General features: G+C 43.9%; 10 protein-coding genes. 9 read left to right on the top strand and 1 reads right to left on the bottom strand.

From position 1 onward, the window contains the following. Nucleotides 1-168 precede the first annotated feature (168 nt). From MNQ98_RS26145 to MNQ98_RS26115, 7 genes are all read left to right on the top strand, one after another. Nucleotides 169-879: an L-2-amino-thiazoline-4-carboxylic acid hydrolase gene (locus MNQ98_RS26145; protein WP_241930821.1), complete on the top strand. Its 711-nt coding sequence runs from the start codon at nucleotides 169-171 to the stop codon at nucleotides 877-879. After that, nucleotides 872-2,086, top strand: coding sequence for a Zn-dependent hydrolase (locus MNQ98_RS26140; RefSeq protein WP_241930820.1), 1,215 nt, complete (start codon nucleotides 872-874; stop codon nucleotides 2,084-2,086). The genes MNQ98_RS26145 and MNQ98_RS26140 overlap by 8 nt, the downstream gene beginning before the upstream one ends. Before the next feature lie 336 nt (nucleotides 2,087-2,422). Next, nucleotides 2,423-6,052, top strand: a complete 3,630-nt coding sequence (locus MNQ98_RS26135) for a carbohydrate binding domain-containing protein (protein WP_241930819.1) — start codon at nucleotides 2,423-2,425, stop codon at nucleotides 6,050-6,052. Further along, nucleotides 5,989-6,828, top strand: a complete 840-nt coding sequence (locus MNQ98_RS26130; protein WP_241930818.1) for a hypothetical protein — start codon at nucleotides 5,989-5,991, stop codon at nucleotides 6,826-6,828. Before MNQ98_RS26135 ends, MNQ98_RS26130 begins: the two co-directional genes overlap by 64 nt. A 74-nt stretch (nucleotides 6,829-6,902) precedes the next feature. Continuing rightward, the gene (locus MNQ98_RS26125; protein ID WP_241930817.1) at nucleotides 6,903-7,595 is read left to right on the top strand and encodes an S-layer homology domain-containing protein; all 693 of its coding nucleotides are present in this window, start codon (nucleotides 6,903-6,905) and stop codon (nucleotides 7,593-7,595) included. 376 nt (nucleotides 7,596-7,971) lie between these two features. Beyond that, nucleotides 7,972-8,541, top strand: a complete 570-nt coding sequence (locus MNQ98_RS26120) for a TetR/AcrR family transcriptional regulator (RefSeq protein WP_241930816.1) — start codon at nucleotides 7,972-7,974, stop codon at nucleotides 8,539-8,541. 90 nt (nucleotides 8,542-8,631) lie between these two features. Further along, nucleotides 8,632-9,840: an MFS transporter gene (locus MNQ98_RS26115; RefSeq protein WP_241930815.1), complete on the top strand. Its 1,209-nt coding sequence runs from the start codon at nucleotides 8,632-8,634 to the stop codon at nucleotides 9,838-9,840. Nucleotides 9,841-9,971: 131 nt separating this feature from the next. Here MNQ98_RS26115 and MNQ98_RS26110 read toward each other — a convergent pair whose 3' ends face one another. Then, nucleotides 9,972-11,501, bottom strand: coding sequence for a DHA2 family efflux MFS transporter permease subunit (locus MNQ98_RS26110; RefSeq protein WP_241930814.1), 1,530 nt, complete (start codon nucleotides 11,499-11,501; stop codon nucleotides 9,972-9,974). Between the two features lie 291 nt (nucleotides 11,502-11,792). Between MNQ98_RS26110 and MNQ98_RS26105 the strand changes: the two genes are divergently transcribed. After that, a complete protein-coding gene (locus MNQ98_RS26105) occupies nucleotides 11,793-12,404 on the top strand; it encodes a TetR/AcrR family transcriptional regulator (protein ID WP_241930813.1) in 612 nt (203 codons plus the stop codon). A 307-nt stretch (nucleotides 12,405-12,711) separates the two neighbouring features. Continuing rightward, nucleotides 12,712-13,272: an NADPH-dependent FMN reductase gene (locus MNQ98_RS26100; RefSeq protein ID WP_241930812.1), complete on the top strand. Its 561-nt coding sequence runs from the start codon at nucleotides 12,712-12,714 to the stop codon at nucleotides 13,270-13,272. Nucleotides 13,273-13,423 lie beyond the last annotated feature (151 nt).

The following is a 13,423-nucleotide window of genomic DNA, read 5'->3' as shown; positions in this document are numbered from 1 at the left end:
ACGTACGATGATCTGTCAATAAATTAATATAATAAATAAAAAAATAATTCTCAGTAAACTCATATGAATTAAATTGAATTAAATAAGTATAGGCTATATAATAATGATTATTAATATAATGCAATGTTCCCTTATGCTTATAAGAAAATATAAATGGGAGTGTCTACTATGAATGAAACTAGAATCATCATCCCGCCATTATCGATGTACGCGATCACAGCTAAACTTTTTACACATGTAGAAAGAGCAGTTGTTTCTAAATACGGTGAACAAGGACAAGACCTTGTGCAACAAGCAGTAGAACGTTTCGGATATAAAGATGCGGAAGACATTGCTAAAACAGCAACGGTTGATGGCGAAAACCATACATTATTCGAATATATTTCAAGTTATCATCATACTGAGAACAAATATAAAGACCTGACAATCTATGCATTAATGGCTAAGTTATTTGCGCAGCTGAGCAAAGCGGTCGTTGATGAATTTGGCGATGAAGGAAAGGATACGATTCGTGAAGGGGTTCGCACATTTGGTGAAGAACGTGGCCGAGGAATCGCGCAAAGGGCTCGTACGAATGGGGAGGAAAATACAATTTATAACTACTTGTCCAATTATGATATGGGTAGAAGTGATTTATTCACCTATACGTCCGATATTAAGCCTGAGGAAATCGAGCAGAACTTTACGGCATGTCCTTTTGGTCAGCAATGGGCGGATGACGACATGCACGAATATGGTATTTTATATTGTGAAATGATTGACCCCGCTGTTGCGCGCGGATACAACAATAAATTTGAAGTCGAACATGATCAGTATGTGTTAAAAGAAGGAAACTGTCATTTTAGATTCAAATTAAAGGAATCTGAGTCAAATGATTAATATACAACGATTAAGCGAACATATCGAACAATTATCCTTAATAGGAAGAACAGCTGATGGGGGAATCAATCGCTTTTCTTATACGGATGATGAAAAAAGAGCGAACGAACTTGTTGCGCAATATATGAAAGTAGCGGGGTTAACCGTTCATTACGACGCGGTTGGTAACCTTATCGGAAGTCAAGCAGGCTCGGAAGATCTACCTGTTATTTTATTAGGATCTCATATAGATACCGTACCTGACGGTGGAAGGTTTGATGGCAGCTTAGGTGTGTTAACAGCTATCGAAGTCATTCACTCTTTGAAGGAACAAGGAATAGCTCTCAGACATCCCGTGAAAGTCATTGCTTTTAAAGATGAGGAAGGAACTCGATTTGGATTTGGCATGATTGGAAGCAGAGCGATTGCAGGGACGTTATCAACAACCGATTTGCTGAGAATGGATGAAGACGGAGTAACGATTGAGCAAGCCATCGCCAACTATGGTTTAGAGAGAAGACCTCTTTCCAGCGCTAAATTAGACAATGTTAAATGTTATGTAGAAATTCATATCGAACAAGGAAAAGTGCTGGAGCGCAGTGATACGGCAGTTGGAAATGTAACGGGAATCGCAGGACCTTTATGGCTGAAATTTCAGTTAATAGGGCTGGCTGAACATGCAGGCGCGACCCCAATGAACCAACGCCAAGATGCTTTAGTGGGAGCAAGTTTAGTCATTGCTGAAGTTGAGAAAATGGCGAAGCAATATCATTCTTCGGTGGCGACTGTTGGCAAATTAATCGTTAAACCCAATGGCGTAAATGTAATTCCTGGTGAAGTTGAATGGACTGTTGATATTAGAGATATAGACGAAGACAAGCGCAATCTACTGGAAAATGACATTAAACAGTATGCTGAAACCATCGCCAAGGAACGTCAATTGCATCTGCATGTGAACGAGTTACAGCGTGTAGAGCCAGTTCAGTGTGATGAAAATATTCAAAATGCGATTAAAGAAAGTATTCAAGCATTAGGTGAGACGGTTATATCATTGCCAAGTGGGGCCGGCCATGACGCCATGCAATTTAAGCCAAACTTCCCTGTTGGCATGATTTTTGTCCGATCTAAAGATGGAATCAGTCATAATCCTAAAGAATTTACATCAGAAGAAGATATTGAAAAAGCAGCAAAGGTTCTATACAAAACGATTGTAAAACTGGATCGATAATCATATTGTTAATTTGGTCTCCCTGAGCTATGAGCTTTGGGGAGATTTTTGTTGTGGTCGGAACGTCAGAACGCTGCACGGAGGAATGGGTTAAGGTTATTCACTAATCTTAAAAACATGGCAATCATTGCTAGTTTTATCTGTATAAATACATGTATAAGTCCTGTATTTGAATTAGAAAACATGCTATATTATTCGTACTTCATTGTAAGTGCTTACACAAAGAGTTGGAAAGGAAAGAAGGTGAGGTAGGGATGATATAAGCTTTCTGAGGTCCAAATTGCTTCCGAGCATGGCCCCGATTAGAGATTGTAACGGTAGAGGAGGATATTAATATTGAACAAGTCATTAAGAGCAAAGGCGTTCATTCTGATGCTTAGCTTTTGTATGCTTTTATCATCCTTGGGTTTAGTAAAGCCTGCAGAAGCAGCCAAAGATATATCGGAAAGTGCCTTAACACTGGAGAATCCAGGATTTGAATTGCCGCTCACAGACGGAGTTGTACCTGGATGGACACAGACGCTGGGCGTAGGTATGAACGGTGGGATTTCGGTAACCGATGCCGTCTACAACTCAGGCTCATATAGCATAAAAATTACGGATAACGATAAGGCCAATTTTGGTGTAGAGAGCGAGAAAATAGACGTCACTCCGCTGACCGAATATACAACAGGAGCCTACGTTCATATAGAAAGCGGCTCCGTTCAGCTGCAAATGCGGTTTTATAAACAGGATGGTTCTCTTATACCAGCTGCTGAAGGAGGAATCGCCGTTCACGATCCTAACTTTACAAGCACGCCAGTTGGACAGTGGCAGCAGTTGACGGTTAAGGCGGCTGCACCGGCTGAGGCGGTGTCTGCGTCCGTTGTTCTGGTATCGGGCAAAAATGCATCGGGTACCAGCTACTGGGACGATATTAGCGTGGAAAAAGAAGGGGCAGTAACCCCAAATCCTGATCCGGAGCCGAATCCGGGAGAGCAGCCGGCCCCCGGGCTCTTTTTAAAAAATGGAGGGTTTGAACAGTCAGGCGCTGAGTCAACCATTCCCGGTTGGACAGTAAAAGGGGGGCACGCCCTTCTAAGTCAATCTCTTGCTTTTGAGGGACAGAACAGCTTGTACATAGAGAATCAGACGAATGTCGGTCCTGCTGTTTATGTGGAGAGTGATTTGATGAATGTGAAAGAGGGAGAGAGTTATACATTGACATCGAGCGTTTTTTTGCAGGCCGGTCAACTGGAAGGCTTCTACGTCTATGTTTACGATGCGAGCGGAAAGCTTGTTCCCGGTCCTACAGGCTCGAACTTCCATCTGTATGTGAATGCGCTGCCCGTGTTGGCAGACGGCAAATGGGGATTGGCTGAAGGCACGTTCAAAGTGCAGCCTGGCGGGAAGACAGCAAGGATATCGGTCATCACAGGTTCCAAGAAAAGCTTTCAGGTTTATATCGATGATGTCAGCTTGCTGAAATCGGTTCAGAACGGAGGTTTTGAAGAAGACGTAACCAATGGCATCGTGCCCGGTTGGAAAAAATTCAACGAAGCTACAGATAGCGGGTCTTACAGCGTAACCGATGAGAAATCATCATCCGGGAATAAAAGCTTAAAAATTCAGAACACACCGGATGCGTATCTGAATGTGATCAGTGATCTGATTCCGGTGGAACCGGGGGTTACGTATACGGCGAAAGCCCGGAATTTTATCGAATACGGCTCGGCTGATATGTATGTCCGTTACTTTGATTCCAGCGGTAAGTATCTGGGCAAACAGCATTACAGTATTAAGTCAGAGCCTATCTCAATTTGGTTTACGAATGAGGTGGAGGCGATTGTTCCGACAGAAGCCAGCTTTGCGGCTGTTATGTTCGCTGGCAGCGCGAAAAAATCGTATACGTATTACGTGGATGATGTGAAATTCATTAAGGGCAATCATATAGAGAAGGAAGTTCCAAGTCCGGATAACTCCATTTCTAAAGTCGGACAGAATCTGGGGGTTCAAATCCGCAAGGCAACCATCATGAGAGGTGATATTGGAAAATACGCCGATGGACGCGATGTGATTTACACGGTCGTACAAGGGGCGCCATCCGTATTTACGGTGATCGATATTAAAACAGAGAAAGTGCTCAAAAGCATGCCGCTGGAGAACACAGAGGGAGCCTGGTCTGTGAAAGTATCAACAGATGGAACGGTGTATCTCGGAGCCTATAATAAGGGACTGTTATACCGTTATCTGCCGGATACAGACGAGATGATCAATCTGGGTCATCCGCTGCCGACCAAGGATGCCGTTCTGTACCCGATGGATAGCGGAAAGGATGGAAAAATGTATGGAGGAAACTACCCGTCCGGCAGCGTTTATGAGTATGATCCTGCCACGAACAAGTTCACCGATTACGGCACAATGGCGTTCAAGACGCAGGGCGAACGTTGGACGCGTGTCACGGTATATGATCCGGAGCATCATAAGATTTACGCGGGTGTCGGCAATGAGGCGCGGCTTGTGGAGTACGACATTGCAACTGGAGTGAAGCGGGATCTTTTACCGGAGAAATATAAGGACATTATTTCGGTCTATGACCTCAATCTGGTCGGTGGAAAGTTATTTGCACGGAAGGAAGCGAACAACAGCTTTGAAACGTTTGTGCTGGATGCTGAGAGTGGAGAACAGATTCAAATTACGAATGGAGATACTGGAGAGAAGGGCTTCGAGCTGATCAACTATTCACGCGGGGTATCCCCGAAGTCTCCGATAGCGAACAAATTATATTATGCGGGACTGAACGGGATGCTGTATGAGTACGACCTGAGTACAGACACGTACCGTTCTCTTGACGCTAGTATCGAGGGGGCTGCAATCGGATACGGCTATGTGGAACTTGAAGAGGAAGGCTTCCCTGGTTACAGTCTGGTCGGATTGTCCGGCAACGGCGGTAAAATGTTCAAATACAATCTGGAGACCGGAAAAGTGAAGTTGACGGATGTCTTGCTGCCAGCGGAGCCTGTGAAGATTCACGATATTGAGAGAGGTCCTGACGGCAAAATCTATACAACTGGATATCTTGCCGGCAACGTGGGAGTCTATACGCCGACAACCGGAGACAGCATGTATCTTAATGGTTTGAGTCAGAGTGAAGGGACCACTGTCATTCATAACAAAATGTATTTTGGTATTTACCCCGATGCCAAAATTTACGAATATGATCTGAGCAAGTCATGGAATCGTGACAATTCCGATAAACTGAATCCGAACCTTTTGTTCACTCTGTCGAAAAACGAACAAATTCCGGGCTACACCTTACAGGATCGGCCGTTTGGAATGGCTGGTTCAGAGGAATTGAATAAGCTGTTTGTTGGTACCGTTCCAAAGAACAGCCTTCTTGGCGGGGTGCTGGCGGTATATGATCTTACGGAGCGGAAGGCACCGGAAGTGTATTGGAATCTCGTACCGGATCAAAGTATTATCTCACTCGTATATAAAGACGGGATTGTGTACGGAGGAAGCTCCGTTTATGGCGGGCAGGGAGGGACATCTGCAGCTTCGGAAGCCGTTCTGTTTATGTGGGATGTGCAGAAAAAGGAGAAGGTATTTGAAGTGGTTCCTGTCCCCGGCAAAAAATCCATTACCGCGCTTCATGTTGGATCCGACGGGAACATTTGGGGACTATCCAACGGGGCGTTGTTCGTATTTGATCCGGAGCAGCGAAAGGTGATTTACAGTAAGGATGAATTTCCGGCCGCAGCTGGACGCTGGATTGACGGATCGATGGAAACAGGTAGTGACGGGAATGTGTATGCGACTGTTGGAGGGAACTTCTTCAAAGTGAATGCTGATACAAAAGAAATGACCGTGTTGGCCACCGAAGTCCAGAAGGTTCGCACAGGACGACCTTTGGGCATTTTTATATGTATACAGCAGATGGAACGATTCTTTATAAATATTCCATTCCTGAACTCATTCTTAAAATGACAGGCGCTGAGCTTTCAGCTTCGGATAGTTCCATCAAGGTTGGTGAGGAGTCTCAGTTATCCATAAGAGCATTGTTGGAAAAAGGGCGCAGCACCAAGGAGCTGTCAGGGGCCGAGATTTCGTATACCATTAGCGATCAGGCAGCGGTGTCTATCAAACAAGGAATGATAAAGGCACTGAAACCGGGGATTGTCACAATTCAGGCTGCCATAAGATTAAACGGTACGGTAGTGGAGTCGAACTCAATCCAGCTGACAATTACAGGCACGGGCAGCGGAGGCGATGGTGGAGGTCCGGGATCATCTGGTCCTGGAAATCCTCCTGCACAACCAGAAACACCGTCAAAAGGCAGTGAGACATCTGTGCAGGATGTGAAACAAGGCCGAATTCAAGTGAATGCGGCTATTGTTAAACTGCAAAATGGGATAGCTGCACTGGAAATAAAGGATGATGTATATAAGAAAGCTGCTGAGCAGGCAGCGGCTGCTGGCATTCATGAGCTTGTTATCCAGCTGCCTGCGGTTCAAGGACTGAATAGGTGGAACATTCAGCTTCCAGTCTCGGCTGTGGAAACGGCGAAGAACAACAAGGTGGCAAAGGTCAGATTGACCTCCGAGATTGCCGATATGGCGGTGAAATTGGATGCGATCAATAAAGTCGCAGGCTCCGTGTTGCAGCTAGAGATGAGCCGTATACAAGGGGAGGACAGCAATCTTTCACATCTTAAGGGTGTGCCGATATACGAGTTTAATATTTATCAGAACAATAAAAAATAACTGATTTCACACATAAGAGGGCACTTGAGATTGTTATTCCTTTCGAACTTGCAGCTGGTGAAGCCCCGGACATAATGATTATGTACTTACTTGATCCGGACGGTAAGCTCAAGCCTGTGAAGTCTTCAAGATACGATGCTGTGAAGAAAAGAGTTTATATGGCTAGTCATCAGCCCGGTCGATATATTATTAAACAGGCACAGGTCAATTTTAATGATGTTGAAGAAAACCGTTGGTCCCAAAAGTACATTCATCAACTGGCCGCGAGAGGAATTCTCGAAGGGAGAACAAAGAACCAGTTTGCGCCCGGTGAACATGTGACCCGTGCTGAGTACTTGAAGCTGATGATGGAAGCTTTTGATCTTATTCAGGGACAATCAAAAGCTGACTTTGTTGATGTGAAGGAGGGCGCCTGGTATTACATAGCTGTAGCAAGCGCTCAAAATCTTGGTATTGCCTCTGGCGTTGGTGGAAACAGGTTTGAACCTCATCAGAAGATTACGAGAGAAGAGATGGCTGTGATGGCAAGTCGGATCGCAGACGCTGCCGGTATTGAGCTTCAGATAAAGGCGGAGCAAGATGATATACACTTCAGTGACGGCGCGGATATTCGGCCTTATGCGAAACAAGCAGTAGAACGTCTTCACAAGGCAGCTATGATTACTGGATTGGAAGGAGACCGATTTAATCCTCAAGGAATGGCAACGCGCGAGCAGGTGGCAAAGGTCGTGTGGCTGATGCTCGAAGCCACGATGGGATCCTTGTAACATAATAACGGTAAATGGTGCGTAATAACTGAGCGGAAGCAGGGAAAACCCTGATTCTGCTCAGTTTTTTTAAAGAGTTAAGAAAGTATAAACATCGAGTAAAGTGCATTCTTATCTCGCAAGAAAATAACCGCTAAGTGTGGTCTGTCTTCTTTGAAGTACGTCGATAGATGTTTTATTTATAGGTGCATGTTATGAATTACCTGACTATAGTCAGTCTATATTATATCGTGAATAATCTTATATTTATGGGATGTTTATCGTTTAGTCTGACCGTAGTTAAACAAAAAAATTGCAAAATGAACGATGCCCTGTTAAGCTGTAATGAATTAGTTTTTGATGTTGATTTATTTTTGAAATAGAGGTGGTGAGAGCTGTGAATGATGAAGTGATCAAAGGGATTGCGATGAAACATTTCATTTTATATGGATATGAAGGCACTAAGCTGGCCAAAATCGCGGAAGAGGCTGGCATCAAGAAGCAATCTCTATATCACTATTTTAAGAACAAGGATGAACTGGTCCTTAAGATGAATGAGGAAGCTATAGAAGAAGAAATTGAATTCCTGAAACGTTACTTTAGGGAGAAGTCGACCAAACCGCTGAATGAGATCTTGGTAACCTTTCTTATAGATTATAAAAAGCGTTATCTGTCAAATGACAATTTGTCGTTTATGCTTCTGATGGCATTTATGCCGCCTGCCCATCTATGTCAGGTGTTTCAGCCCAGCTGCCGAAATTATTATTCGCATCTGGAGCTGCTGTTGGAAAGAATTTTTATCGAGCACAAGGATGTTATTCGAGTCTCCCCGGAAGATGCGGCAGTGTCGTTTGTTATGTTTATGGATGGGGTCGTGGTACAGCTTTTTTATGAAACTCCGGAAGCCTTTGATAAGGTTTTGCGGATCTCTTGGGACATTTATTGGAGAGGGCTCTCCTGTGGATAAATGTTGTTCGGAATAATACGAAGACAGCCTCCTTCTGGCAGAGCATCTTGTCTTTTGTACTCTAGTTAATCTAAGAATGAGGTTAAAAATATGAATATCAAGCAAAAAGGACCATTAATTTTATTATTAACGAATTTATTTATCGCTTTTCTAGGCATGAGTCTTGTCATTCCGATTATGCCCACCCTCATGAAAGAGCTTCATTTCTCCGGTGAAATCATGGGGTATCTCATCTCACTGTTTGCCATTGCCCAGCTTGTTACATCTCCTATCGCGGGGATTTGGGTAGATCGATTTGGCAGAAAAAAACCGATTGTTATCGGATTGTTTTTGTTTTCCGCTTCTGAGTTGATTTTTGCAGTGGGCAGCGATGTATGGGTACTTGGCCTATCCAGAATACTGGGAGGGATTAGTGCCGCGTTAATTATGCCGGCGGTTACCGCGTTTGTGGCTGATATTACAACGATGGAAGAAAGACCTAAAGCGCTCGGTTATGTTTCTGCATCAATCAGTACAGGCTTTATTATCGGTCCGGGAATCGGTGGATATGTTGCCGAGTGGGGAATCCGGGTTCCATTTTTTCTAGCAGCTGCCGTTGCTTTAAGTGCGGCGATTTTTTCTCTCTTTATGTTAAAGGAGCCGTTATCTTCGGAGCAGATGAAGATTAACAAAGGGAAAAAAGCGAAAATCAACATTTTTGAAGAGTTAAAAAAATCTACGCATTCTGTTTACTTTATCCCGTTTATTATTATTTTTGTTCTATCCTTTGGACTGTCCGCATTTGATACTGTATTCGGTCTGTTCGTAGATTCAAAGTTCGGTTTTACGCCCAAAGATATTGCCACGATTCTTACCGTGAGTGCGATCCTGGGAACCATTGCTCAAATCTTCTTATTTGGTAAGCTTGTTCAGATGTTTGGGGAAAGAAAGCTGATCCAGATGTTTCTATTGGTCTCCGCTGTATTCCTGATTATCTCCATCTTTGTCAGAAGCTATTGGCTGATTTTAGGTACAACCTTTGTGATGTTCCTCGCCTTTGATTTGCTGCGTCCGGCCTTAACGACGTTGCTGTCCAGAATGGCAGGGGAGGATCAAGGGTTTGTTGCCGGAATGAACTCGACCTATACGAGCTTTGGTAACATTATCGGGCCTCTTGCTGGAGGCATGTTATTTGATTGGAATATTAATTTTCCGTATACATTCGCAGCGCTCATGCTTCTCATTGCCTGGACGTTTTCGGTGAAGTGGAAAGAGAAACCGGCAGCTTCCGAGGCAGTTTATTCCACAGCAAACGAATGATTATGTACAATACGCGGTTTCTGTCGGTGAAAGTCGGGGAAGATCGCCTATATAAAACGATATTAAAAAGGCTCCTGAACAATCAGGAGCCTTTAGTTTAAGCTGGTACTTATAGATACTGTTGTTGCATTTTATGCTTTTTGAACCGCTGGAGCCTTGTCTGTGTTTAGTTCTTCAGCAGGCTTCGCACGTTTGATGAATATGGCCAGCAGGAACGCAATCACGATGATCCCTGCGGATACGAGGAATGAATCGTTGATTCCTTCTATAGTACCCTGAGCTGTAATTTGCTGTGTTAATGTTTCGAGTTCTGCTGCTGAAGGCTTGGAGGTCAGCTTCGACATGGCTGATTCCATCATCGTTTCAATATGCGTTTTCGTGCGGGTTGACATAACAGTGACGAGCAGTGCTGTACCGATGGCACCGGATACTTGGCTCAGGGTACTGTTCATAGCTGTACCGTGAGGAGTAAATCTCAGAGGCAGCTGATTCAACCCGTTGGTCATGATCGGCATCATGACCATGGACATCCCGAACATCCGAAAGGTATACATGAGGATCAGCGTGTTGTATGACGTTTCAAGTGTCAACTGACTGAAAAAATAAGTAGTGACAACTGTAATGGTCAAGCCGGTTAAAGCCAGCGCCTTGGCTCCGAATTTATCGAACAGTTTACCTGTAATCGGGGACATAATACCCATAACGATCGCACCTGGAAGCATGAGCAATCCGGAGTCCATAGGTGAAATACCCCGAATGGATTGTAGGTAAATCGGCATGAGCAGCATGGCAGAGAACATGGCCATATTTACAGCAACAGAAATCACGGACGACAAAGCGAACATCGGGTATTTATACACCCGGAAGTCAAGCATTGGCTGCTTTAGTTTGAATTGACGGATAATAAAGAAGAACAGCGCGATAATACCGACAATAAGCGTGATATATACCTCGGAGTTGCTCCAGCCGCCCTTCTGGGTATCACCGGCAGAACTAAAACCGTACAAAATACCACCGAAACCGACACTGGATAGAACAATCGAAAGGACATCGAGGTTGATAGCGATCTTTTCTTTCTTATCTTTCAGTTTGAAGAAAGCGAACAGCAACACTACGATTGCGATTGGCCAAATAATATGGAACAACAAGTTCCATTTATAATGCTCGATAATCCATCCAGAGAGTGTAGGGCCAATGGCAGGGGCGAAGATCATGACGAGACCGAACATTCCCATTGCGCCACCGCGTTTTTCAACAGGAAAGCTGGTCAGCATTACATTCATCAGAAGCGGCATCATGATTGCGGAGCCAGAAGCCTGAACCATACGGCCAGTCAGCAGTACGGCAAAGGAAGGTGCAAATCCGCCCATGATCGTACCCAGTGCAAACAAACTCATGGCCACTAAGAACAAATGTCTGACCGAGAACCGTTGAATCAGAAATGCGGTTGACGGAATCATAATCCCGTTCACGAGCATGTAACCCGTTGTGAGCCACTGTACTGTTGATGGGCTGTCAATGTGAAATTCCTTCATGATCGAAGGGAGTGCAATGTTAAGTAAGGTATTGCTTAAGAGTGCGACAAAGGCACCTGTTAAAAGAATGGCTATAATTCCGAAAGGCGAGGTTGAGTGACTAGATCGCCCGTTAACATTTTCCATAATTTCTCCTCCAATAATTCAATTACTCTGAAATAATGCACTTAAGTTGGAAGGCGCCGGGTTTATCCCTCCTTCAATCACAACAATCCAAGTTATCTACATTATTTGTCCTAAATGATGCAAGAATACGCTTATGTTAATAAACATCTTGTTCATTAAAAGTCATGAAGTATATTATAATACAGTTAAATTTCATTGCAATAAACAATACGGAGGAAAATGTTATTTTCTGAACAAGAAGACGTTAAGTTGTCTAATATTTAAATTTTTACATATGGTGGTGACGCTGAAATGAAAGAGAAGGCTGTTGACAGAAGAATTGTTCGTACCAAAAAAGCTTTACGGGATGCGCTAACCGCCTTAATGAAAGAAATTACATTTGATGAAATTACAGTAAGCGACTTAACGACGAGAGCCGATATAAACAGAGGGACGTTTTACTTACATTACCGGGACAAGTATGATCTGTTGGAGCAAAGCGAAGAGGAGGTCATTGAAGGCATTCGGAGTATCCGAAGTCAAAAACAGCGATTAACTAAAGAGGATCTTCCCACTTTTGATTACATGAATGAACCGATGCCCTTTGTTACAGAGCTATTTGCGTATGTAAAGGAAAACGCGGACTTTATGAGGGTTATTTTAGGCCCTAAGGGGAATCCAGCTTTTCATGTAAAGCTTAAAGCAGTGATGCGCGACAATATGTCTCAGGGGATTTTAACACATCTGGATGAGGCCCAACTCATTGTTCCCATTGGATATCTTTCAGCCTATGCCATTTCGGCACAGCTCGGCGTGATCCAGCACTGGCTGGACTCAGGCATGAAGGAGTCTCCGGAGGAACTTTCGCTCATCAATTCCAAACTGGTCTTTGGTAATCCCACTACTATTTACAGAAAGTCCTAAGAGCGGTACAACGATTCGCCGAACGAAGAACGAACAGGATTACATTGAGAAGGAGCATACGACGGATATTTCGCTCCGCTTTACGTTTCCGAAGGAAATGGAGCGGCTATTCGCAGAGACAGGCTTTGATGTTGTGCATGCTTACGGGGATTGGCAGGAAGGTCCTTTAACCGCAAAGAGTCACAGTATGGTTTATGTTCTGAAGAAAGTATAAGAGTCAGACTTTTGATACTTAGTCTAATTAGTTATATACTAAATGATGAGTCTAAGTGATTGATATTATTCTATAACTTGGAGGAATTTGCAGATGAAAATCGTAGCTTTAGTTGGGAGCACCCGTAACAACTCCTACAACCTGAGATTGGCACAATATGTACAGAATAAATATCAGGAGCAGTTGAATGTTGAAATTTTGAACCTGAAGGAAATTCCTTTTTATGATCAGGATATCGAGGTTGACCCTCCAGCAGCGGTGAAGGAGCTTGCTCATAAAGTGGCTGAAGCGGATGCTGTATTGTGGGTCACACCTGAATATAACTACTCTATTCCGGGTGTACTTAAAAATGCGATTGATTGGCTGTCACGCGGTGAGCGTGTGCTCGTAGGTAAACCTTCCTGGATTATGGGAGCTTCCATGGGAGGTTTGGGTACCGTTCGCGCGCAGCAGCATTTGCGTGATATTCTGTTCTCGCCAGGTGTTTCCTCTCCGCTGCTGCCAGGAAACGAAGTGTATGTTGGTCTGGTTCACGAGAAGATTGACGAAGAAGGAAATTTAAATCATGAAGCAACCGAGCTGTTCCTGGATGTAGTTGTTAACAACTTTGTGAAGTGGATGAAACAGCAGAAGGCAGCTAGCGCGGTTAAGTAAATATAGCGACATTTATGTACCATGGGGACCCTTTGCAGGGTCCTTTCTGTTTGTAATGAGAATAAAACGTTGAGAACATGTGCAAACGGGTAATATAAAGGATAAGTAACATCTTTGTGAATACAAAAGGAGCTGATCGTGTGAACCGAAA

Source organism: Paenibacillus sp. N3/727, assembly GCF_022637315.1.
Lineage (GTDB): Bacteria > Bacillota > Bacilli > Paenibacillales > Paenibacillaceae > Paenibacillus_AQ > Paenibacillus_AQ uliginis.
Note: the sequence above shows the minus strand (reverse complement) of the source record. Positions and strands in the feature narration are given on the sequence as shown.